At 48.6% G+C, this 21,535-nt stretch carries 18 protein-coding genes and 2 pseudogenes; 12 read left to right on the forward strand and 8 right to left on the reverse strand.

The genetic code is table 11. From position 1 onward, the window contains the following. Positions 1 to 18 precede the first annotated feature (18 nt). On the forward strand, positions 19 to 1,761 hold the full coding sequence (locus QUE61_RS01020) for a proline--tRNA ligase (RefSeq protein ID WP_286307121.1): 1,743 nt from the start codon (positions 19 to 21) through the stop codon (positions 1,759 to 1,761). Between the two features lie 3 nt (positions 1,762 to 1,764). Here QUE61_RS01020 and ffh read toward each other — a convergent pair whose 3' ends face one another. After that, the gene (ffh, locus tag QUE61_RS01025) at positions 1,765 to 3,147 is read right to left on the reverse strand and encodes a signal recognition particle protein (protein ID WP_286307122.1); all 1,383 of its coding nucleotides are present in this window, start codon (positions 3,145 to 3,147) and stop codon (positions 1,765 to 1,767) included. Positions 3,148 to 3,167: 20 nt separating this feature from the next. On the opposite strand from ffh, the gene QUE61_RS01030 reads away from it, so the two are divergent. The 6 genes and pseudogenes from QUE61_RS01030 to QUE61_RS01055 all read left to right on the forward strand — a co-directional run. After that, a complete protein-coding gene (locus tag QUE61_RS01030) occupies positions 3,168 to 4,013 on the forward strand; it encodes a cytochrome C assembly family protein (RefSeq protein ID WP_286307123.1) in 846 nt (281 codons plus the stop codon). A 2-nt stretch (positions 4,014 to 4,015) separates the two neighbouring features. Then, entirely contained in the window at positions 4,016 to 4,813 is a 798-nt protein-coding gene (ampD, locus tag QUE61_RS01035) for a 1,6-anhydro-N-acetylmuramyl-L-alanine amidase AmpD (RefSeq protein WP_286307124.1), read from the forward strand. Between the two features lie 264 nt (positions 4,814 to 5,077). Continuing rightward, positions 5,078 to 7,987, forward strand: coding sequence for a ribonucleoside-diphosphate reductase subunit alpha (locus QUE61_RS01040; protein ID WP_458574725.1), 2,910 nt, complete (start codon positions 5,078 to 5,080; stop codon positions 7,985 to 7,987). 43 nt (positions 7,988 to 8,030) lie between these two features. Beyond that, entirely contained in the window at positions 8,031 to 9,215 is a 1,185-nt protein-coding gene (locus QUE61_RS01045; RefSeq protein WP_286307126.1) for a ribonucleotide-diphosphate reductase subunit beta, read from the forward strand. 69 nt (positions 9,216 to 9,284) lie between these two features. Beyond that, positions 9,285 to 9,527, forward strand: coding sequence for a hypothetical protein (locus tag QUE61_RS01050; RefSeq protein WP_286307127.1), 243 nt, complete (start codon positions 9,285 to 9,287; stop codon positions 9,525 to 9,527). Between the two features lie 31 nt (positions 9,528 to 9,558). Continuing rightward, a pseudogene (locus tag QUE61_RS01055) lies at positions 9,559 to 9,939 on the forward strand (histone); the annotation flags it as partial. Positions 9,940 to 10,000: 61 nt separating this feature from the next. On the opposite strand, the gene QUE61_RS01060 reads toward QUE61_RS01055, so the two are convergent. The 7 genes and pseudogenes from QUE61_RS01060 to QUE61_RS01090 all read right to left on the reverse strand — a co-directional run bounded on the left by QUE61_RS01060 (position 10,001) and on the right by QUE61_RS01090 (position 15,607). Beyond that, positions 10,001 to 10,957 carry a carbohydrate kinase family protein gene (locus QUE61_RS01060; RefSeq protein WP_286307128.1) on the reverse strand — a complete coding sequence of 319 codons (957 nt, stop codon included), beginning with the start codon at positions 10,955 to 10,957 and terminating at the stop codon, positions 10,001 to 10,003. An 8-nt stretch (positions 10,958 to 10,965) separates the two neighbouring features. After that, positions 10,966 to 11,499 carry a DUF3426 domain-containing protein gene (locus QUE61_RS01065; RefSeq protein ID WP_353506506.1) on the reverse strand — a complete coding sequence of 178 codons (534 nt, stop codon included), beginning with the start codon at positions 11,497 to 11,499 and terminating at the stop codon, positions 10,966 to 10,968. Positions 11,500 to 11,640: 141 nt separating this feature from the next. Then, positions 11,641 to 12,555: pseudogene (prmA, locus tag QUE61_RS01070) on the reverse strand (50S ribosomal protein L11 methyltransferase); the annotation flags it as partial. Between the two features lie 14 nt (positions 12,556 to 12,569). Beyond that, on the reverse strand, positions 12,570 to 13,937 hold the full coding sequence (gene accC / locus QUE61_RS01075) for an acetyl-CoA carboxylase biotin carboxylase subunit (protein WP_286307129.1): 1,368 nt from the start codon (positions 13,935 to 13,937) through the stop codon (positions 12,570 to 12,572). Between the two features lie 5 nt (positions 13,938 to 13,942). Further along, a complete protein-coding gene (gene accB, locus QUE61_RS01080; protein WP_286307130.1) occupies positions 13,943 to 14,413 on the reverse strand; it encodes an acetyl-CoA carboxylase biotin carboxyl carrier protein in 471 nt (156 codons plus the stop codon). 23 nt (positions 14,414 to 14,436) lie between these two features. Beyond that, complete coding sequence (aroQ, locus tag QUE61_RS01085; protein ID WP_286307131.1) at positions 14,437 to 14,898, reverse strand: type II 3-dehydroquinate dehydratase; 462 nt, start codon at positions 14,896 to 14,898, stop codon at positions 14,437 to 14,439. A gap of 181 nt (positions 14,899 to 15,079) precedes the next feature. Then, entirely contained in the window at positions 15,080 to 15,607 is a 528-nt protein-coding gene (locus QUE61_RS01090; RefSeq protein WP_286307132.1) for a TlpA family protein disulfide reductase, read from the reverse strand. A 25-nt stretch (positions 15,608 to 15,632) separates the two neighbouring features. Between QUE61_RS01090 and mpl the strand changes: the two genes are divergently transcribed. The 5 genes from mpl to aroE are packed head-to-tail and all read left to right on the forward strand — an operon-like array spanning position 15,633 to position 21,532. Next, the gene (gene mpl, locus QUE61_RS01095) at positions 15,633 to 17,042 is read left to right on the forward strand and encodes a UDP-N-acetylmuramate:L-alanyl-gamma-D-glutamyl-meso-diaminopimelate ligase (protein ID WP_286307133.1); all 1,410 of its coding nucleotides are present in this window, start codon (positions 15,633 to 15,635) and stop codon (positions 17,040 to 17,042) included. A gap of 14 nt (positions 17,043 to 17,056) precedes the next feature. Beyond that, positions 17,057 to 17,785 (forward strand): beta-ketoacyl-ACP reductase, encoded by a 729-nt coding sequence (locus QUE61_RS01100; RefSeq protein ID WP_286307134.1) that lies wholly within the window; start codon positions 17,057 to 17,059, stop codon positions 17,783 to 17,785. Further along, a complete protein-coding gene (locus QUE61_RS01105) occupies positions 17,785 to 19,779 on the forward strand; it encodes a ribonuclease catalytic domain-containing protein (protein ID WP_286307135.1) in 1,995 nt (664 codons plus the stop codon). Before QUE61_RS01100 ends, QUE61_RS01105 begins: the two co-directional genes overlap by 1 nt. Then, positions 19,776 to 20,639 (forward strand): energy transducer TonB family protein, encoded by an 864-nt coding sequence (locus tag QUE61_RS01110; RefSeq protein ID WP_286226916.1) that lies wholly within the window; start codon positions 19,776 to 19,778, stop codon positions 20,637 to 20,639. The genes QUE61_RS01105 and QUE61_RS01110 overlap by 4 nt, the downstream gene beginning before the upstream one ends. After that, entirely contained in the window at positions 20,636 to 21,532 is an 897-nt protein-coding gene (aroE, locus tag QUE61_RS01115; protein WP_286307136.1) for a shikimate dehydrogenase, read from the forward strand. The genes QUE61_RS01110 and aroE overlap by 4 nt, the downstream gene beginning before the upstream one ends. The last annotated feature ends 3 nt before the right edge of the window (positions 21,533 to 21,535 follow it).

Raw genomic sequence — 21,535 nt, forward strand, 5'->3', positions numbered from 1 at the left:
ATTTGATTATAGTCACTCATGAAAGCTTCACAAACCTTTCTTGCAACCCTAAAAGAGGCTCCAGCAGATGCGGAGATTGTGTCTCACCAACTGATGGTGCGCGCTGGGCTAATCCGTAAATTAAGTGCTGGAATTTATAACTATCTCCCTCTCGGGCTCAAGGTAATTCGGAAGGTCGAGAACATTATTCGGGAAGAAATGAATCGCGCCGGAGCCATCGAGCTTCTGATGCCGATCGTTCAACCTGCTGAGTTATGGCAAGAGACGGGCCGTTGGGAAAAAATGGGCCCTGAGTTGTTGCGCATTCAAGATCGCCATGAGCGCGATTACCTGATTCAGCCAACCTCCGAAGAGGTAATTACTGATCTTGCGCGCTCGGAGATCAGAAGCTACAAACAATTGCCCGTCAATTTTTATCAAATTCAGACGAAGTTTCGTGATGAGCGTCGCCCCCGTTTTGGGATCATGCGGGGTCGTGAGTTCAGCATGAAGGATGCTTATTCATTTGATCGTGATCAGGCAGGCTTGAAAAAGTCTTACGCGCTCATGTTTGATGCCTACGCCCGAATCTTTCAACGCATGGGTTTGCAGTTTCGAGCCGTTGCTGCCGATAACGGTGCAATCGGAGGTTCAGGCAGCCAAGAGTTTCATGTGATTGCCGATACCGGTGAAGATGCGATTGTTTATTGCCCGAATTCGGATTACGCCGCCAATTTAGAAGCGGCTGAATCGGTTGCTCTGATTGCACAGCGTGCCGCTCCAAAAGAAAGCATGCAAAAAGTGGCAACGCCAGGTCAAAAGCGTTGCGAAGATGTTGCGCAGTTTCTCAAGATCGATCTGTCAAACACCATTAAATCCTTAGTGTTGGCAGTTGATCAAGAAACTGGATCCGCCAAACTATTTATGGTGTTGCTCAGGGGTGATCATGAGCTCAATGAAATCAAGGTTAATAAGGTCCCTGGCTTAAGTGCCTTTCGGTTTGCCACCGATGCTGAAATCCAAACAGCGTGCGGTTCACCAGTGGGTTACTTAGGCCCGGTTGGATTACCGTCCTCAGTTCAAGTGATTGCCGATCGCACCGTGGCAAATATGAGTGACTTTGTCTGCGGCGCCAATGCCGAAGGCTATCACTTGACTGGTGTCAATTGGGGGCGCGACGTTCCTGAGCCTTTGGTAGCCGATGTGCGTAATGCAGTGGCCGGAGATCCTTCGCCAGATGGAAAAGGAACTCTTGAGATTTGTCGCGGCATTGAAGTAGGCCATGTGTTTCAATTGGGAACCCGATATTCCGAAGCGATGAAGTGCACTTACCTTGACGAAAATGGTAAAGCTCAGCCGATGGTGATGGGCTGTTACGGAATTGGCGTGACCCGCTTATTGGGTGCTGCGATTGAGCAAGGTCACGACGAGCGTGGGATTATTTGGCCGATTTCCATGGCGCCATTTGAGGTCGTGATTTGTCCGGTAGGCTACGATAAATCCGATGCGGTACGCGACGCTGCCAACCATTTACATCAAGAACTTCTTGCTGCTGGCGTGGATGTTGTTTTAGATGATCGCGGTGAGCGTCCGGGCGCGATGTTTGCAGACTGGGAGTTGATTGGTGTCCCTTATCGTATCGTGATTGGCGAGCGTAGTCTCAAAGAAGATCAGGTTGAGTTTCAGAGTCGACGAGAAAGTGTCGCTCAATTAATACCGCTGAAGTCGATTACGCACACAATTGTTACTGCGATCAATACCGCAAAAAATAATTTGATTTAAGCTCTATTTTTTGAACAGCCCGCCGAGTCCTTTGGCGGCACCGCGGGCGGCAAGCGAGCTCATCATCTTGGCCATCTTGCCGCCCTTCATTTGCTTCATCATGCCTTGCATTTGTTCAAATTGCGCCAAGAGGCGATTGACCTCTTGAACTTGAACGCCCGCACCGGCAGCAATCCGACGCTTACGACTTGCCTTTAATAGTTCGGGTTTGGCACGCTCTTGTGGGGTCATGCTATCAATGATCCCTTGCATATGCTTCATTTGCTTATTAGCCATTCCTAAGTTGGCTTTACTGGCCTGCTGCGCAATTTGACTGGGTAATTTATCGAGCAGATTGGCCATGCCCCCCATATTTTGCATTTGCTTAATTTGCTCTCGGAAGTCACCAAGATCAAATCCACCCTTTTGTATTTTTTTGGCAATCTTTTGGGCTTGCTCAACATCGACATTTTGTTGGGCTTGTTCAACCAAGGCCAGGATGTCGCCCATGCCCAGTATGCGGTTGGTCATGCGCTCGGCATCAAACGCCTCAAGCCCATCCATTTTTTCTGCAACGCCGATAAATTTGATGGGCACGCCGGTAATATGACGAACCGATAGCGCTGCACCCCCGCGGGAATCACCATCCAGTTTGGTGAGAATGACGCCGCTCAGGGGTAATGCCTCATGAAAAGCCCGTGCCGTATTAACCGCGTCTTGACCGAGCATGGCATCGACCACAAAAAGGGTTTCAATCGGTTTGAGACTCGCATGCAAAGACTTAATCTCTTGCATCATTTGCTCATCAATGCCTAAACGACCTGCCGTGTCAACAATTAAAACATCGTGATAATGGCGTTTAGCCCAATCGAGCGCCGCATTGGCAATCTCAATGGGCTTTTGGTCAGGTGAGCTTGGAAAGAAATCCGCTCCAACTTGAGCACTAACCGTTTTTAATTGCTCGATCGCGGCCGGACGATACACGTCGCACGAAACAGTCAAAACCTTTTTCTTTAACTTTTCTTGCAAGAACTTAGCAAGTTTGGCTGCTGAGGTTGTTTTACCAGCACCTTGCAAACCGGCCATTAAGATGACCGCAGGAGGTTGGGTGGCTAGATTTAATTTCCCAGACTCTTCTTCATCCCCGCCCATGATGAGGGCTAGCTCGCGTTGTACGACCCCCACTAAGGCTTGACCAGGCGTCAGACTGCCAACCACATCCTCACCAAGCGCCTTGAACTTGATTTGCTCCATGAGGCTCTTTACAACCGGTAAAGCCACGTCCGCCTCAAGTAAAGCGAGACGAATCTCGCGCAGCATGTCGGCCGTATTGCTTTCGGTCAGGCGAGCTTGGCCCCGCATGGTTTTAACCACACGACTTAAGCGGTCGGTCAGATTCTCAAGCATTTATCGATTAGACTTTCGAAATGACTATTTTAGGTTACTCGGGATTTGGCTGGCTGCCATCCTTACTTTATCTCTTACTAATTATTGTTCTGGGTTATCGCGACCAAAGGCGTCCTGAGACTCCATTTTTTGTTGGCTTGGTCCAAATTTTGATTCTGATCGTGTTGATCATTCACGGAATCTTGTTATACGAGTCCATTTTTAATGGGGAGCGCTTTGTATTTGGCTTTGCGCAAGATCTTTCCCTGATGGCTTGGGTGGGACTCAGTTTTTACTGGATTCAGAGCTTTTTCTTGCCCATTTCAAGCTTACGGCTGATGACCATCAGCATGGCGATGTTTTGTGCGATCCTGCCCGATCTCTTTCCGGGGTCGGTCATCTCTCAACGCGCCGTCGCCGATCCTTGGTTTAAGGCCCACTTTATTGTTGCAACCTTTGCAGTGGGCTTTTTTAGCTTATCAGCGATGCTGGCGGTCTTAATGAGCCTGCAAGATCGTGCGTTGCGTAAGGGGATGGCCAATGGCATGAGCGGCGCACCAACCTGGATTGAAAGTCTGCCACCATTATTGACCATGGAGAGCTTCTTGTTCCGTTTGCTCTATGTCGGATATGCACTTTTGAGTATGACCGTTTTCTCCGGCCTATTTTTCTCACAAGAGCTGTTCGGTAAGCCACTAGTCTTTGACCATAAAACAGTGTTTGCACTCTTATCGTGGCTCGTATTTAGCGGTTTAGTGGTCGCGCGCCTGCGCGTTGGTTTGCGGGGGCCAACGGCAGTGCGCTGGGTCTTGGGTGGGTTTATAGCTCTGTTGTTGACTTATGCGGGCACACGCTTTGTTGCCGAAGTGATTTTGCAGAGAACCTAATTTTGCTGAAATGGATTTTGCTAGGCTTGGGGTTGGCCTTCGCCTATTGGTGGTTGGTGCTTAAGAAAAAGCGGGATCAAGAAAAGGCTTTGGAGCCGAAGTCAGCACCACCCTCTCAGTTAAAGCCGAAGCGCATGGTTTCTTGTTCGTATTGCGATCTTCACTTGCCCGAAGATGATGCGATTGCATGGGATGGTCGCTATTACTGCTGCGCTGATCACCACGATCGTCTAAGTCAAAAGGGTTGGTGGGGAAGGGCTCAGTGGCGAGCTTCATCTAACTTTGATGATCGACCCACTCAAGCTAAGCCAGATTTGGCGGTTATTCATCACATTAGTTTGCCCCCTGGTCAATTTGGCAGCGGTCACATTATTGATTTTTTTCAAAACAAGTTAGATGCTCATGCCCACCCTTATTTTGAACAAATTGCGCATCAGAAGGTTTCAAGCCATTTCTTGATTGATCGTGATGGGCAAGTCGTTCAGCTGGTATCGGTTCATAAACGGGCTTGGCATGCAGGTGCATCCCAATTTTTTGAGCGTGAGCGCTGTAATGATTTTTCCATTGGCATTGAGTTAGTGGGGGATGGAGATTGCGCGTTCACCAATGAGCAATATGCGGCCCTTGCCGAACTGATTGACCTCTTAGAAAAGAATTTTTCCAACTTGCGATTTGCGGGACATAGCGATATTGCGCCCGATCGCAAGACCGACCCAGGCAAATCATTTGATTGGGTGCGAATACAACGCTTAGCAAATTTAAGTGAGAAACAATTGCCTTTTGGGCTTGACTCTCGCTAGCTGTATCTCCATCAGGTAAGCGGCCGCTTACATCACTTTTTTGAAGATTTCATTTCTATCAAAAATAGGGAAATTACTAATAAATTCCGTAAAAAAGAACTTACCTAATTTAAAATATTTACCTATACTTAGTACCCAGAACGATTCAAAACCACTACATCTAGTGTTTTTGTTACAAATTTGTCTTTTTTCCAATAAATACATATATATAGCAGGAGCAATATGACCTTCGCCGATCCTCAAGCAGCTGGCCAAGTAGGCACCATGAGTCATGGAGGCGTTAGCCCCGTAGGTAATTTGACCCAAACCCCATCCGCTAACTATGTCGCCGGTGGTGTAGGTCTTGCTCAAACCACCCAGCTTTCAGACTACAAAATCATTCGTCGTAATGGTTCGGTAGTTGCTTTTGAGCCCTCGAAAATTGCCATTGCTGTGACCAAAGCCTTTTTAGCGGTTAACGGTGGTCAGGGTGCAGCCTCAGCACGGATTCGTGAGCAAGTTGAGCAATTGACCCAAAACGTGGTTCGTGCACTATTGCGCAGCCGTCCCAATGGCGGAACCTTTCATATTGAAGACATTCAGGATCAGGTTGAGTTAGCCTTGATGCGTAGTGGGGAGCATAACGTTGCTCGCGCTTATGTTCTTTATCGCGAAAAGCGCAATCAGGAACGCGCTGCGCAGCAAAGCGCGGCTCAAGAGCAAGTCGCCGACCCTAGCTTGCCCTCCGTGCAAGTGAACGACAACGGTGTTACCAAGCCCCTCAACGTCGCTGCTTTGCGCAGTGTAATTGAGGCGGCATGCGAAGGATTGGGTAACCACATTGATGCAAGCCCCATCATGACCGAAACCATCAAGAATCTCTATGACGGTGTCCCCATGGCGCAGGTGTATGACTCGGCTATTTTGGCATCGCGCACCCTGATTGAGAAGGACCCTGCATACAGTCAAGTGACTGCTCGTATTTTGATGCATGTGATTCGGAAGGAAATTCTGGGGCGCGAGGTCTTGCAAGGCGATATGCAGTCTGAGTATCCAAACTATTTCCCTCAATTTATTCGTAAGGGTATTGAGGCGGAACTGTTAGATCCCCGCCTTTTGGAGTTTGATCTGAGCAAAATCTCGGCAGCGCTCAATGCCGATCGGGATTTGCAATTTAACTATCTAGGCCTCCAAACCCTTTACGACCGTTATTTCTTGCACATTGAAGACCATCGGATTGAAATGCCCCAGGCATTTTTCATGCGCGTGGCAATGGGCCTGGCTTTAAATGAGCCAGAGCGTGAGCGCCGTGCGATTGAGTTTTATGAGGTTCTCTCGACCTTCGATTTCATGTCGAGTACCCCAACATTATTTAACTCAGCGACCCTGCGCTCGCAGCTCTCGAGTTGCTACCTCACCACGGTGGATGATGATTTGGACGGTATTTACGAGGCCCTGAAAGAGAATGCCTTGTTATCCAAGTTTGCCGGTGGTTTGGGTAATGACTGGACGAATGTGCGGGCTTTGGGCAGTCACATTAAGGGTACCAATGGCAAGTCCCAGGGCGTTGTTCCCTTCTTAAAGGTTGTGAACGATACCGCTGTAGCCGTAAACCAAGGTGGTAAGCGCAAGGGTGCTGTTTGCGCCTATCTGGAGACCTGGCACTTAGATATCGAGGAGTTTTTAGAGCTTCGCAAGAATACGGGCGACGATCGCCGCCGTACCCACGATATGAACACCTCCAATTGGATCCCCGATTTATTTATGAAGCGGGTGATGGAAAACGGAGAGTGGACTTTGTTTTCCCCATCCAGCACCCCAGATTTACATGACAAATACGGCAAGGCCTTCGAGCAAGCCTATATTGCCTATGAAAAACGTGCTGAGGCTGGCGAAATTAAGCCATCGAAGAAGATCCCTGCGGTTCAGTTGTGGCGCAAGATGTTGGCCATGCTATTCGAGACCGGCCATCCTTGGATTACCTACAAAGATCCTTGCAATATTCGTAGTCCTCAACAGCATGTAGGCGTGGTGCATTCATCCAATTTGTGTACTGAGATTACCCTCAACACCAATGAGAGCGAAATCGCCGTTTGCAATTTAGGTTCAGTCAACCTTACCGCCCACATGACCACCGATGCTAACGGTCAGATGGTGCTCGATCACGCTAAGCTCAAGAAGACCATCCAGACTGCAATGCGCATGCTCGATAACGTGATTGATATCAATTACTATGCGGTTGCGAAGGCTCGTAACTCCAATATGAAGCACCGCCCAGTCGGTCTTGGGATTATGGGCTTCCAAGATTGCTTGCACATGCAGCGGATTCCGTATGCGAGTGAAGCGGCGGTCAAGTTTGCTGATACCTCGATGGAAGCGGTTTGCTACTACGCCTATCAGGCATCGAGTGAGCTCGCCAAAGAGCGTGGTACCTATAGCAGTTATCAAGGATCGCTGTGGGATCGCGGCATTTTGCCCCAAGATACCCTTAAGATGCTGCAAGAGGAGCGCGGCGGCTATGTTGAAGTAGATCAGTCAAGCACCATGGATTGGAATGCCTTACGCACCCAGATTAAGCAATACGGCATGCGTAACTCCAATTGCGTCGCAATTGCCCCAACCGCAACGATCTCGAACATTATTGGTGTCTCGGCCTGTATTGAGCCCACCTTCCAGAATTTGTTCGTGAAATCCAATCTTTCTGGCGAGTTCACCGTAGTCAATGACTACTTAGTCCGGGATTTGAAGGATCGCGGACTCTGGGATGAGGTCATGATTGCGGATTTGAAGTATTTTGATGGCACCTTGTCCAAAATTGATCGCGTTCCCCAAGATCTACGCGATTTGTATGCGACTGCCTTTGAGGTTGAGCCAAGCTGGTTGGTTGAGGCTGCTTCACGTCGTCAAAAGTGGATCGATCAAGCGCAATCGCTCAATATCTATATGGCCGGCGCTTCCGGTAAGAAATTGGATGACACCTATAAGTTGGCCTGGATTCGGGGTTTGAAAACCACCTATTACTTGCGGACCATGGCAGCGACCCATGTTGAGAAATCGACCGTCGCTACTGGCCAGCTCAATGCGGTTTCCAGTGGGGCTGTTGCCAGTACCGCAGGAGCAGTTGCCGCAGATGGCCCGGTTTGCACCATGCGTCCTGGCGATCCAGGGTTTGAGGAATGCGAAGCTTGTCAATAAGCTCGATGAGAACACTAGAACAAATAGGAATTAGGAGAAAAGTATGTTGAACTGGGATGAAGAAGTCGCTCCAGCCCTTGCGAAGGCAGGGTTTGTGCCGCCACCCTCGCCAATGGCCGTTCCGCCAGTGCAAGTTGCCCCTGTGGCTGATCAGGTGGCTGTTGCTCCTCCAGTCCAAGCGGCAGCAAAACCAGTAGCCGATGCCACTGAGCGTCGTGTAAACGTCGCCGATAAGCGGGTGATTAATGGCACAACCGATGTTAATCAGCTGGTTCCATTTAAGTACAAGTGGGCTTGGGAGAAGTACCTAGCTGGCTGTGCTAACCATTGGATGCCCCAAGAAATCAATATGAACCGCGATATTGCGCTCTGGAAAGACCCCAATGGTCTGACCGAAGATGAGCGGCGCATTATTAAGCGTAATTTAGGTTTCTTTGTAACCGCGGATTCCTTGGCAGCGAATAACATCGTATTGGGAACCTATCGCCAGATTACGGCTCCAGAGTGCCGTCAGTATTTATTGCGCCAGGCTTTTGAAGAGGCCATCCACACCCATGCCTACCAGTACATTGTTGAGTCCTTGGGTCTGGATCAAGCCGAAATCTTCAATGCTTACCATGAGGTTCCTTCGATTCGGGACAAAGATGAGTTCCTAATTCCGTTTATTGATGTGCTCACCGATCCCGCTTTTAAGACCGGTACTCTTGAAAACGATCAAAAGCTATTGCGCTCCCTGATTGTTTTTGCCTGCGTGATGGAAGGTTTGTTCTTTTATGTTGGTTTTACGCAAATCCTCGCGATGGGCCGTCAAAACAAAATGATGGGGGCGGCGGAGCAGTATCAATACATCTTGCGTGATGAGTCGATGCATTGCAATTTTGGCATTGATTTAATCAACCAAATCAAGCTGGAGAACCCGCAGTTATGGACTTCTGCGTTCAAAGAAGAGATTCGGAGCATCTTTGAAAAAGCAGTGGAGTTAGAGTATCGCTATGCCGAGGATACGATGCCAAGAGGGGTGCTTGGACTCAATGCGCCGATGTTCAAAAGTTACCTTCGCTTTATCTGTAATCGTCGGTGTATGCAAATAGGACTTGACGCAATGTATCCAAATGAAGAGAATCCATTTCCATGGATGTCAGAAATGATAGATCTGAAAAAAGAGAGAAACTTTTTTGAGACTAGAGTGATTGAGTATCAAACCGGTGGTGCGCTGAATTGGGAGTAACAAAAAGCTAGACCAGCGCTTCCTCCGGCAATATAGGAGATAGTTCGGTTGATTAGTATTAGTAGTCGCTTGAAACTGGCAAAAATGCGAAAACCCTTTAAACAGGGTGACTGGATTTTCTTCCCAATTTTTTCCACCCTCTTTGAAAAGCTGCTTCCCGCAAGGGCCGCAGCTTTTTTTCCAGGATTCATTAGCGTGCAGCACCATGTAGTAAGCCGCGCGCCGATGAATAGCTCGCTCGTTTCCCATGGTGCACCGCAAGGCGTAACGTGGAGTCATGGTCGGGTTTTCTTAATCAGTAGTTTGTTCTAATCCTCACACGTGAAGGAGAATCACTATGGCAATCGCCAAAAAGAAGTCTGCTGCAAAGAAACCAGCTGCTAAGAAAAAAGTAGCTGCTAAGAAACCAGCTGCTAAAAAAGCAGCAAAGAAGCGCCCAGCTGCTAAAAAAGCTGCCGCTAAGAAACCAGCTGCTAAAAAAGCAGCAAAGAAGCCTGCCGCTAAAAAAGCTGCTAAGAAAAAAGTAGCCAAAAAGCGTCCTGCTGCTAAAAAGAAAAAAGCTGCCAAGAAAAAGCCTGCTAAAAAAGCAGCCAAGAAAAGGCCTGCTGCCAAGAAAGGTGCTTCTGTAAAAAAGCCCGCGGCTAAGCCCGCCGTTGCTGCTCCAGCGCAAACTGCGCTGAATCCGGCTGCGGCTTGGCCATTTCCTACAGGCAGCCGTCCCTAAGCCTAGGCTTAGTGGATAGTTGAAGTAGTCTGGATGGGGTCCTTCGGGACCCCATTTTTATTTAAAGAGTAATCGCAGTACCAAAAGCAGCTTTGAAGCGATCACTGATTTCACTGCGAGTGGGTTGATGGTTTTGAGGACCTTGGTGAGCAATTTTGATCGATCCCATGAGGCTTGCTAAGCGCCCAGTGGTCTCCCAATCTAAACTTTTTTCAAGGCCATATAGCAGGCCTCCCCGGAATGCATCGCCGCAACCGGTTGGATCAGAAATCTTCTCAGCCGGAACCGCGGGGATATCAATGACTTTGCCTTGTGCATGAATCTGCGCTCCTTGAGCCCCCTTCGTCACGATTAAGGCTTCTAGGCGACTTGCCAGTTCGTTTAGCGATAAGCCGGTACGCTGGCAAAGCATTTCACCCTCATAGTCGTTTACAGCGACATAGTTGGCTAAATCCACAAGCTCCAGTAGCTCCTGACCATTAAACATTGGCAGCCCTTGGCCGGGATCGAAGATAAATGGGATCTTTGCCTGCGCAAATTGATGGCAATGTTCCCACATGCCAATTCGGCCATCGGGTGCGACGATACCAATGTGCCGATCCTTTTGACCCAGAGTGGCTATGCAGTCATCCACACGGTTTAAATGGGAATCGTTCATGGCTCCAGGGTGAAAGGCGGTGATCTGATTATTGGCAAGATCAGTCGTAATCATCGCTTGGGCCGTAAAGGCTTGATCGAGTTTTTTAATGAACTCTCGACTCATCCCGACTCTCTCGAGGTGGGAGAGGTAGGGATCTGCGTCCGCTCCCACGGTCGCCATGATCATTGGTTTGCCGCCAAGCAGCTGGAGGTTGTAGCCGATATTGCCAGCGCATCCGCCAAATTCCCGGCGCATGCTGGGGACCAAGAAGGCGACGTTCAGGATATGGATTTGTTCTGGAAGAATTTGATCCTGGAAGCGACCCTCAAAGGTCATGATGGTGTCATACGCAATGGAGCCACAAATAATGCTTGCCATAAAGTTCTCTATAGGGATGAAGGTTGAGTGGAGGAGGGATATGCTACACGCATGCGATAGCCCGCGGCATTCGCAGGAAGCTGCAGGGGTATCGAAAGGTTAAACAGTTCTTTGGGTGGCGCTCCGGTCAGCAAAAAGCTGGGATGGGCGCTTTGCCAGGTCTTGGGAAGCCACTCTTCAGGACTCATCAGAATACGAGCAATGGTTTTTTCATCGGCATCGCTAAGTGTTAGCTCCAAATGGGGGATTGCAACTGGGACCAATAAGCGATTTTGTAGTTCGATTTGCAAGATGGATTGAACCTCAATACCGCGCTTGCTGTCATCCATTCCAAGATTGGCGAGCAGAAAGCGCCATGCCGTGAAATCAATCACAGCTTTCTGATCACACGGCAAGACTTCGCATATTCCCCGATCAACTGTTTGTAACAACTCGAAGCTACGCAAGGCAATTGGGTTGGGGTTTTTATCTAGGCTGGGTGCAAAAAAATGCAAGATTGAGACACGCCAAAGGCTCATTGCGACGATGAAGCCGATCATCATTAATAAGCCAACGGTGATCAAAGGTTTACGTAGATGAAATCCTGTACTTTTTGTGATGGGAGCGCTGACAATTGAGCGATTGGGCTTTGAGACATCCTCAATCGAACGAACGCTCGAGGTCCGGTTTTGCTTAGAGACAGGCTTTTGACCATGTAGGCATACCCAGCCCTCCGAGGCTCTCCAGATCGACAGCGGAATATGGGGCTGATAACAATCGATGACCTCTTGCGCTTGGCGCTCTAAGATGCCCGATAGGATTAATTGCCCACCATCCTTTACGCGTGCGATGAGAGCGGGCGCTAGAACTTGTAAGGGGTTGGCCAAAATATTGGCAATCACTACATCAAACTGTGTAGACCCAATCGCCGCATCGATATCGTCAGGTAATTGGCACTCAATCTTCGTTTGATTTTGATTGGCATTTGCACGCGCCGACTCAATAGCCTGCAGGTCAATATCGGTTCCAAACACGGTTTGAAAGCCTAGTTTTTTAGCGGCAATTGCCAAGATGCCAGAGCCGCAGCCATAATCCAACGCGCTTTGACTTTTACAAACAGGGTTCTTACTGTATTGCTCAAGCCACTCAAGGCATAGTCGGGTTGTTGGGTGGCTGCCAGTACCAAATGCAAGGCCGGGATCGACTGCCAGACAAATTGCTTCTGGTGCAGACGGTTTTTGGTGCCACGAAGGGACAATCCAAATACGCTCACCAATCGCAATCGGGTCGAATTGATTTTGTGTCATTGACACCCAATCTTGGTCAGCCACAATTGATTCGGTGGGTGTCTGAACGGCAAATCCTGCCTCTAGAAGAATGTTGGCTAATTCTTCCTTGCTGGTTTCGAAGCTTTGATCAAAGAGTGCCTTAACAACGGATAAATCCCATGCCTGCACTTCGGGTGATAGTCCCGGTTCACCATAGAGGGGATTTTCATCATAGCCGCCCGCTGTAGCATCCTCGACCGAAACTGAGAGCGCCCCAAGTTCCATGAGCGCATCGCCCAAGGGCTCAGCAATTTCAGCAACGACCGTAAATTGGAACTCGCGATACGACATTGGCTTAGGAGGGCCTACTTTTCGCCACGAGTCGCGGATTGCTCCTCAAGGCGTTGTTCGAGGTAATGAATGCTCGTGCCACCCTCCACAAATTTTGAGTCGAGCATCAGCTCGCGATGCAGGGGCACATTGGTCAGAATGCCATCAATCACCATTTCGGAGAGGGCAATCCGCATGCGACGAATTGCTTGCTCACGTGTAGCTCCATAGGCAATTAACTTACCGATCATCGAATCATAGTTCGGGGGCACCAGATACCCGCTATAGGCATGCGAGTCGACGCGAATACCCGGGCCACCAGGCATATGCCATGACTGAATTCGACCAGGGCTGGGAGTGAACTTAAAGGGATCTTCAGCATTTAGGCGACATTCAATCGCATGACCCTTAAAGACGATATCGCGTTGCCGAAAGCCCAGTTTCTGACCAGCCGCAATCTTAATTTGCTCCTGAACAATATCAATCCCAGTAATCATCTCCGTGACGGGATGCTCGACTTGCACGCGGGTGTTCATCTCAATGAAAAAGAACTCACCCTTTTCATAGAGAAATTCAAAAGTACCAGCACCGCGGTAGGCAATTTTTTTACAAGCATCGGCACAGCGTTCCCCAATTTTTGCAATCAGTTTGCGATCGATTCCTGGAGCCGGTGCCTCTTCAATCACTTTTTGGTGGCGACGCTGCATCGAGCAGTCTCGCTCACCCAGCCAAACCGCATTCCCATGGGTATCGGCTAAGACTTGAATTTCCACGTGCCTTGGGCGCTCTAAGAATTTCTCCATATAGACTTCAGGGTTCCCAAAGGCGCGCCCCGCTTCTTCACGGGTCATATTGACAGCGCTAATCAGGGCTGCTTCGGTGTGAACAACGCGCATACCGCGCCCACCACCACCACCGGCCGCTTTAATGATGACGGGGTAGCCAACGCGCTTGGCGGTCGCCAAAATTTCTTTTGGGTTATCCGTAGGTAATGCACCGGCTGATCCGGGTACGCAGGGAACCCCTGCCTTAATCATCGCATTTTTTGCTGAAACCTTATCTCCCATTAAGCGGATCGACTCGGGTCTTGGGCCGATAAATGCAAATCCGGACTTTTCAACTCGTTCAGCAAAATCCGCATTCTCTGAGAGAAATCCATAGCCTGGATGAATAGCTTCGGCATCGGTGACTTCAGCCGCTGAAATAATCGCTGGCATATTGAGATAGCTTTGCGTCGAGGGTGCGGGCCCGATGCAAACCGCCTCATCAGCGAGTTTTACGTATTTAGCGTCTTTATCAGCGGTGGAGTACACCACTACGGTTTTAATCCCGAGTTCTCGGCAAGCTCGCTGAATTCGCAGAGCGATTTCGCCACGATTGGCGATCAGTATTTTGTCAAACATGGCGATTAGGCGATGACGAATAGCGGCTGGTCAAATTCAACGCCTTGACCGTTCTCGCACAGGATTTGTTTGATTACCCCTGCTTTCTCCGATTCAATTTCATTGAGAAGCTTCATTGCCTCAATAATGCATAAGGTTTGACCAACAGTTACGGTATCGCCCACATTCACGAAAGCAGGTGCCTCAGGATTGGGTGAGCGATAAAAGGTTCCCACCATCGGCGACTTCTGTACGAACCCCTCTGGCGCTGCACTTGCTTGTGGGGTAGCAACAACCGATGCAGTTGGAGCTTCGGGTTGGATCGGCGCTGGTATGACCATGGTATTCATGGGCATCGCTGCAGGAGCGTTTGCAACGGAACCGGAATGTCGCGCATTCACAATCTTGACTTTATCTTCTCCTTCGCTCACTTCGAGTTCGGAGATTCCAGATTCAGAGACTAAGTCAATCAGGGTTTTGAGTTTTCGTAAGTCCATGCCAAACCTCGTTGTAATGATTTTTAATGAGAAGCCAGTTTGTTCTGAATTGCTGTGAATGCCAGTTCATAACCTTGTGCACCTAGACCGCAAATCACGCCCATGGCTAGGTCTGAGAAATAAGAATGTTTGCGAAATTCTTCACGCTGGTGAATATTCGAGAGGTGCACTTCAATAAAAGGGATCGCTACACCAGCTAAAGCATCGCGCAGGGCAACGCTGGTGTGCGTAAATCCACCTGGATTAATGATGATGAAACCAATACCATCCTTTTTTGCCTTCTGAACTCGATCAATTAGTTCGCCCTCATGATTGCTTTGAAAGCTTTCCAGCGAAATTCCGGCATTTTTAGCAAGCTCACCCATGCGTTTTGTAATGTCTTCAAGGGTTGTTTTACCGTAAACCTCAGGCTCTCTAGTGCCGAGAAGGTTTAAATTGGGACCATTTAGAAGCAAAACAGAGAAATTTGAATGGTTAGTAGGCATAGATCGCTACAGTTATTGAAAAATATCGATTAATTTGGTGATAAATCCAGAAAATTAACGTAAGAAGCAGTATACCCCCAAGAGCTTGGAATACCTAGAAATTGACCGTTTTTTTAAGAATTGAACGAAAAATGGCCGTCTAAGCCATTTTCAATATTGGTCTAAAAGTAGCTAATTTTAATTAAATTGCGTCTTTAATGATCTTTCTAAGCTCATCTTCGCTGATCTTGCCTAATTTTCTACCTGTGATATCCCCTTTGGCATTGATCACTACCGTGAAGGGTAGGGCTCCCGATGGGTTTCCTAGCATTTTGTTGATGTCGTTGCCACCAAGTCCACCTAAAACAATGGGATAAGAAATAATGGTAGTTTCAATAAATTGACGAATATTCGAGGGTGAATCGATACCGATACCGACAATTAGCATCTTTTTAGGGTCATATTCCCCCTGAACTTTGTCCAAAGCGGGCATTTCTTCAACACAGGGCGGGCACCAGGAGGCCCAAAAATTGACGACCAAAACCTTATTTTTCCAATCTTGGGTCGAAATGGGCTTTTGGTCTGGAGAAAACCACTCGCGGTCAAAAAGGGCTTTGACAGCATCTTGCGAGGCGGACTTGAGGGCAGTTCTGCGATTGGCCATAAAAGCACCTGCGACGGCAGCAACAATGGCGACCACACTTGCAATTAGAAAATGACGACGGTTCATGACTCTCCTTAGCTAAAATCCACGCATGCATATTCATATCTTAGGCATTTGTGGCACCTTCATGGGTGGGATCGCGGCAATTGCCAGACAAGCCGGTCATGAGGTAACCGGTTGTGATGCAAATGTTTACCCTCCAATGAGTACCCAGCTCGAAGCCCAAGGTATTCAATTAATCGAAGGATACTCCCCCGATCAACTTCGTGAATTTAAATCGAAACCTGATTTATTTCTGATTGGGAACGTGGTCTCCAGGGGAAACCCTTTGCTTGAAGAGATTCTGAATCAAGGTTTGCCGTACACCTCAGGCCCCCAATGGTTGGGCGAGCAGGTGTTGTCCGGTAGGCATGTGCTGGCAGTTGCTGGAACGCATGGCAAGACCACAACGACGGCCATGCTTACCTGGATTTTGGAGCGCAATCACCGCAAGCCCGGATATTTAATTGGCGGTGTGCCATTGAACTTTGCAGTATCGGCTCGCTTAGGTGATGGGAGCCATTTTGTGATCGAGGCTGACGAATATGACACCGCCTTCTTTGATAAGCGTAGTAAGTTCGTGCACTATCGGCCACGAACCGCGATTTTGAATAACCTCGAGTTTGATCACGCCGATATTTTTTCAGACTTAGCGGCGATCGAAACCCAATTTCATCATTTAGTCCGAACCATTCCACAAACAGGCCTGGTGCTTGCGAATGGTTCACAGCAGTCATTGGATCGCGTGATCGAGCGCGGATTGTGGTCACCTTTGGAGCGCTTTGGTTCCGGTAACAGCGAATGGTCATTTGAGGATATGCAAAATGCAGACGGCAAAGGTGGAGCTGATTTTGCAGTTATTTATCAGGGCAAGAAATGCGCGGAAGTTCATTGGGCAAGGCATTCGGGTGTGATGGGTGTTCATAATCAACTCAATGCACTAGCAGCGATTGCGGCTGCCCATCATATTGGCATCACCCCAGAAGAATCCGCCCTCGCTTTAGCGGAGTTCAAAAATGTGAAGCGACGCTTAGAGCTCATCGGTGAGAAGCATCGAGTCCATGTGTATGACGATTTTGCCCATCATCCAACGGCAATTGCCACCACCATTGATGGGTTGCGCAAACAAGTGGGTGAGGCACGAATTCTGGCGGTACTTGAGCCACGCTCCAACACCATGAAGCTTGGTGTTATGAAGTCACAGCTTCCGGATAGCTTGAAAGAAGCTGATTTGGTCTTTGCCTATGGAGCAATTAGTGGCAAAGATGCCTTAGGTTGGGATTTGCAAGAGTCGATTGCGCCATTGGGCTCTAAAGCGAAAAGCTTTCATGATCTTGGGCGCTTAGTTGAAGCGGTATGTAGCGAAGCCAAACCTGATGATCATATTTTGGTGATGAGCAATGGCGGCTTTGGTGGGGTTCATCAAAAAATTCTGGCTCGCTTAGAGCACCTTCATCCCTAATTAGAGGAATTGGTATGCGTTTACGAAACAAAGTGGCACTTATTACTGGAGCAGCTAAAGGAATTGGTTTTGCAACTGCCAAACGGTTTTCCGAGGAGGGTGCCAAGGTCATGTTGGCCGATCTAAATGAAGCTGCGGTGATGGAGGCCGTCGGCCAACTCAAGCATGCTGAACCCTATGTGTTGAATGTTACCGATCGAGCCAGTATTCAGCGTACGGTTGACGACATTATTTCTAAACATCAACGCATTGACATATTAATTAATAACGCTGGCATTACTCAAGATGCACGTTTAGTGAAAATGACCGAGGAACAATTTGATGCGGTGATTGATGTCAATCTCAAAGGCGTCTTTAATTGCACCCAATTGGTGGTTCCTCATATGCTAGAGGCTAAAAAAGGGGCTATCGTCAATGCTTCGAGTGTGGTTGGCATCTATGGTAATTTCGGGCAAACCAATTACTCTGCCACTAAATTTGGCGTAATTGGATTTACCAAAACCTGGGCCCGTGAGTTCGGTCAAAAAGGGATTCGGGTAAATGCCGTGTGTCCTGGATTCATTGCAACTGAGATGGTCAAGGCGATGCCCGAGAACATTTTGCAAAGTATTGAGCAGCGTTCGTGGATGGCACGCTTGGGCACTCCCGAGGAAATGGCGAATGTGTATCTGTTCTTAGCGAGCGATGAAGCCAGTTATGTCAATGGCGTAACCATTGAGGCAAGTGGCGGGATTTCGCTTTAATGCATTTACTGTACGAGGAAGGTGGTGAGTTACGTATTGCCACTATCTTGTCAACCTCTGGGACTGGAGACTCTCAGTCATGGCAGGCAAGCGCTTTATCAGGCAAGCATCTCAAGCTAAAGGCTAAAGAGGTATGGCTGCAACTTGATCAGGCGAATCCTCAAGACGCTCTTGAACAAGCGCATGATATTGCTACAACGATTGACTTACAACTTCTATGGGACTGCGCGCCCGATCAAGAATTCTCATTCCAGACAATTGCTAAAGAGTATTTTGGGGACACTGTTGGTACACCCCAATTAATCGGTTTGGCGATTGCATTACAAGGGGCACCTGTTTACTTTCGACGCAAGGGGCGCGGTGTCTTTATGCGGGCGCCACTCGAGCAGTTGCAAGCTGGATTAGCAGCAATCGAACGCAAGCAAAGAGAGCTTTTACAACAAGAGGCTTGGCAGGTGGAACTGATTGAAGGAAGGCTGCCAGAAGCCTTACATACGCAGGTGAATAGTTTACTGTTTCGTCCAGATAAAAATAGCTTGGCATACAAGGCTTTTCATGGGGCCTGTGAACAGACGGGCGAACATCCGGCGCGTTTGCTGATGCGCTGTGCTGCCTTGGATTCCCCGCAGTCTTACCATCATGGCCAATTTGTGCAGACCCATTTTCCGAAAGGCACGGGCTTTGCAAGTGATTTTCGATTTACTGACGCAGAGTTTGAAAAGGCCATTGCTGGCTTACCGATTGCGCAAGTGAAGGCCTTTTCAATTGATGACGCCGGTACCACTGAAATTGATGATGCCTTGTCATTAACGCCTATCGGTGATGGCCTTTATCGATTGGGTATTCATATTGCAGCACCGGGTTTACTGATTCAGAAGGGCGATCGTTTTGATCAAGTCGCACGCGAGCGGATGTCGACTGTTTATTTTCCCGGTGACAAAATTACCATGTTGCCAGAGCAGTTTGTTCAGCATTTCTCTTTGGATGCAGGCTCAGCTCGTCCTGCCATTTCTTTATATCTTGAGATAGATGCCTCTGGCCAACGAACCCAGACGCCTGTGCAAAGTGCTCTCGAGTTAGTGCCGATTGAAACTAATCTTCGCTTAGACGATTGGGAACCACTAGTTGACGAAGCCTTCTTGGTCCAAGAGAACTCATCATTACCGCATCACGAAGCACTGACTCGATTGTGGGCTTTGGCTCAAAATGAGCATCAAAAACGTCAAGAGCAGCGTGTCAAAGACGGCTTGCGAGCCGAGGTCTTGGGTCAAGCTGATCCAAATGCTTTAATCCGTGATTTCAATTTCAAGATCACTTCGTCAGGCAATGAAATTGTGATTGAGCCCCGTACTCGCGGTTCTATTTTGGATACCATCGTGGCCGAATGCATGATCTTATGTAATCGGGTTTGGGGACAAGCGCTGGCTGCGCATGGTTTACCAGCTTTATTTCGAACCCAAAAAGGCTGGGGAGCGATGCGCACGCGCATGCAAACCACCCCTGGCCCTCATGAGGGCTTGGGTGTTGATTGTTATGCGTGGTGTACCTCGCCATTACGTCGGTATGCAGATCTTGTAAATCAATGGCAATTGATTGCCATGATTCGAAATGGCGTAACAGCGAAGATGACAGCTCCCTTTCCGCCAAAAGATTCTGAGATCATGGGAATTGCCGCTGATTTCGATACGGTATATCTTCAGTACGGGGAATATCAGTCACGCATGGAGCGCTATTGGTGCTTGCGTTGGTTGGCTCAATCTGGATTGCCCCATTCAATTTACGCACGTCATTTGAAAGAGGGTATGGCGCGTATTGAGCCTATTCCACTGCATTTGCCCATCCCTGAATTGGCGAGTCATCCTCGTCTCACCCGCGCTAAGATCGAAGTTATGGATATAGATCTTTTAGACCTATCTGCTAAGGCCCGTGTGCTTGAGCTGGAAACCAGCCCGAGTGAAGTTAGTGCTGAGGTAGAAGGGGATTTACCAGAATGAGACTGGCTCTGCATTCATTTGAGGTGAGTCGGTCTATTAAGCCGCTATGGATCGCATTAGCCATATCTCTGCTGGTTCACCTTGCCCTATTGAGTCAGCGCTGGTTCAATCCGCCAGAAACCGAGAGGCGTTTCAATACACCATTGAGTATTGTGCTCGTGAATGCATCAAGCCCCGCGCCTCCTCAAAAAGCACAGAAATTAGCACAGGCTAATTTGGATGGTGGGGGCCTCACTATTCGGGAGGATGCGAGTGCATTGCACCGCGCCCACTTGGGTGCCGATGCTAAGTTAGAGGCACTTGAGAAGCGCCAAAAGCAATTGTTATCCAAATTAGATACCGATAAAAAACAGGCCAGTGGAATGCGATCGGGCGAAGAATCTAAACAGCTCTCTCAGACCAATGCGTTGGAAGCCGAGCTTGCTAGACGACTTAGCCCTGAGGGTCGTCTTCCACGTCGCGCGGTCCTTAGTGCAAGCAGTACCAAAACGGTTGCGTTTGCATATTACTATGATGGTATGCGTCAAAAGATTGAAGCCTATGGCAATACTTTTTTTCCTCGCGTCCAGGGTCGGCCGTTGTATGGTAGCTTGGTGTTAACTGTTAGTGTTGATGCAGAGGGTCGAATTACTAATAACGTCAAAGGGCGTGAGGGTATTGAAGTAAGTCGCTCATCCGGTATTCCAGAGCTTGATCGTCAAGCAGTGGCGATTGTGCGCGCCGCCGCTCCGTTCGGAGCGTTTCCAAGTGAGATGCGTCAGCAGATCGATGTTTTGGATTGGGTTTCAACGTTTGAGTTCACACGCGATTTGAAAGATCAATCTGGCAATCGACTGGAATTAAGGGGTGCCAAACCATGAGTCACTATCCCTTTTTGACTGAGCTGAAGCCAAATCGTTTTGTTGGTAAAAATATTTATGCGGTATTTGGCAATCCGATTGGGCATAGTAAGTCCCCGCTGATTCATGAGCAGTTTGCGATACAAACCCAGCAAGAAATCGATTATTTAAGGATTCAGCCACCACTGGATGGATTCGCAGCAATGCTCACCCAATTTTTTGCACTCGGTGGTCAAGGCGCAAGTATTACGATCCCATTCAAGTTAGATGCGTATCAGCTATGTCAGCAATTGAGCACCCGTGCGCGTTTAGCGGGTGCTGTGAATACCGTCTGGCAAAAGGACGGGATGCTCTGCGGTGATAACACCGACGGGGCTGGGTTGGTGGCTGATCTACTGTCTCAAGGAGTGGTCATTCATGAAGCAGATGTCCTGATCGTGGGGGCTGGTGGTGCAAGTCGCGGGATCCTTGAGCCACTGCTACATCAAAAGCCCAAACGGATTTGGATTGCTAATCGCACCGCTCAAAAAGCCCACGAGCTTGTGTCGATATTTCAGCCTCTGGCAACAGAGCTTGACGTGGAGTTAATGGCAAGTAGCACCGCTCAATTGGAGAATCATGCAACTCCTGCATTCTCACTCGTGATTAATTCGAGCTCAGCTGGTCTTGAGGACCAAAGTCCTTTAAGCACATTAGCGGCAGACCATGTCTTTTGCACCGGCGGCTTTGCATATGATTTGGTGTACGGTAAAACCACCGTATTTATGGAACAAGCCTTACAGCGCGGCTGTCGGATCAGTGACGGATTAGGAATGTTAGTCGAGCAAGCAGCTATTGCGTTTAGTCAGTGGCGTCAAGTGGACATCAAACGTTTAGATACTCGAGCTGTTGTTGCACAACTGCGCAACGCGTAATCA

It is taken from the genome of Polynucleobacter sp. HIN5 (genome assembly GCF_030297555.1).
In the GTDB taxonomy this organism is placed as follows: Bacteria; Pseudomonadota; Gammaproteobacteria; order Burkholderiales; family Burkholderiaceae; genus Polynucleobacter.